This is a genomic window from Sphingomonas sp. KR3-1 (assembly GCF_040049295.1).
GTDB lineage: Bacteria > Pseudomonadota > Alphaproteobacteria > Sphingomonadales > Sphingomonadaceae > Sphingomonas.
In genome coordinates, this window is record NZ_JBDZDQ010000006.1 from 1 (window position 1) to 1642 (window position 1642).

Annotated in this window: 1 pseudogene; it reads right to left on the bottom strand. The window is 72.0% G+C overall.

The annotated features are described in order from the left end of the window. Positions 1-1642, bottom strand: a pseudogene (locus tag ABLE38_RS21210) (hypothetical protein); the annotation flags it as partial.

The following is a 1642-nucleotide window of genomic DNA, read 5'->3' on the forward strand; positions in this document are numbered from 1 at the left end:
TCGGTGAACAGGTTGTTCGCCGAGAGCGTCGCGGTCGAGACATCGGCGAGCGCTTCGCCGCTGAAGCTCTTGAACGCCGCGACGCGCTGCGCCGTGCTGAGCGAGGTGATCGCGTTGAGCGTGTCCGCCCAGCTGTCCGACGCGTTGCCGGTGGTCGAGTTGCCCAGCGCGTTGGCCACCGCCAGCGTGTTGGCGTCGCCCGCGGCGACGCCGTCGTTGAACTCCATGTTCTTCTGGACCTGGAGGACGACGGCATTGGCGACCAGGTCGTAGCGCAGGCGCCACTTCAGGTTGGTGTTGCTCGCCACCGTGGCGAACACGCTGCCATTGGCGAAGGTGCCGGTGAGGGCGTTCGCCTGGACGATCGTGTAGAGCTGGTTGAACCGGTAGTCGCTCGCCGCCGCGGTCAGCGCGTTGACCGCCACCGTGCCGCCCGTCAGCGTCGCGGTGCCGTTCACCTTGATCGAGTCCGACGCGAAGTTGAGGCTGGTGCCGCCAAAGTCGAACAACAGGCTGCCGCCGGTCACGTTGAGGCTGCCCGCCGTGAAGCTGCCGATCGGGTTGATCGCGCCCAGCGCGCCGGTGGCGAGGCCGCCCGGCGAGAAGCTGCCCGAGGCCAGCGTCAGGTTGCCCGCCAGCGTGCCGCCGCCGATCAGCGTGCCGCCCTGGACGCGGATGCCGCCCTGGGTCGAGCCCGCGAAGGCGAGGGTGCCCGCCGACACGTCGAAGCGGCCGGTGGTGGCGAAGGTGCCGGCCAGCGTCAGCGCGCCGATGCCCTGCTTGTCGATCGAGCCCGTGCCGGTGATCGAGCCGCCAAAGCCGGTGTTCCCCGTGTTGTTGAGCGTCAGGCGGCCGGTGCCCAGCGCGATCGTGCCGGTGCCCGCGATCGCCGCCACGGTCTCGTTATAGGTGGCGAGATCGAAGGTCGCGCCCGATGCCACGCCCAGCGTCGCGCCGTCGGCCAGGCGGTCGCTGGCGCCGAGGCGCAGCGTGCCGGCCTGGACGGTGACATTGGTCGCCGCCGCGGTGCCGCTCAGCACCGAGACGCCGCCCATGTTGGCCAGCGTGCCCGCACCGAGATTGGCGTTGACGGTCGCGCCGGTCAGCTGGACCTGCGCCGCGGTGAGCGTGCCGGTGCCGGCCAGCGTGCCGCCCAGCGCCAGCGCGCCGACCGTGTCGCCGAACGCGCCGAGGTCGAGCGTCGCGCCCGAGGCGACCGCCACCATGGCATTGTCCGCCAGCCGGTTCGCCGCGCCGAGCGCCAGCGTGCCGGCCTGGACCGAGACGTCGCCGCCGGCGGTGCCGTTCAGCACCGAGCTGCCGCCCAGGTTGAAGACCGTGCCGGTGCCCAGATTGGCGTTCACCGTCGCGCCGGTCAGCTGATATTGGCCCGCGGTCAGCGTGCCGCTGCCCGCCAGCGTGCCGTTCAGCCCGAGCGTGCCCACCGTATCGCCGAAGCCACCCAGGTCGAGCGTCGCCCCCGAGGCGACCGTCACCGTCGCCGTATCCGCCAGCCGGTTCGCCGCGCCCAGCGCCAGCGTGCCGCCATTGACCGCGACGGCCGTCGCCGCCGACGTGCCGTTCAGCACCGAGCTGCCGCCCAGGTTGAAGACCGTGCCCGTGCCCAGATTGGCGTTCACCG